Below are 212 nucleotides of genomic sequence, written 5' to 3' on the forward strand. Positions count from 1 at the left end.
TCGATGTAGTAGGAGTGTTCCCAAACGTCGCAGCCCAGCAGTGCGGTCTGACCAAAGCAGACAGGGTTCACGCCGTTTTCGGTCTTGGTCACTTTCAGGCCACCATCGGTGTCCTTGACCAGCCACGCCCAACCGGAGCCGAACTGACCGCCGCCGGCTGCTTTGAATTCATCCTTGAACTTATCGACAGAGCCAAAGCTTTCGGTGATCGC

At 57.1% G+C, this 212-nt stretch carries 1 protein-coding gene; it reads right to left on the reverse strand.

The features are described from left to right. Positions 1-212 (reverse strand): superoxide dismutase (locus B3849_RS17050; RefSeq protein WP_286780463.1); only part of this gene is annotated, 212 nt, incomplete at both ends.

Origin of the sequence: Sulfitobacter sp. UBA4523, from assembly GCF_002388305.1 — a bacterium.
GTDB lineage: Bacteria > Pseudomonadota > Alphaproteobacteria > Rhodobacterales > Rhodobacteraceae > Sulfitobacter > Sulfitobacter pontiacus.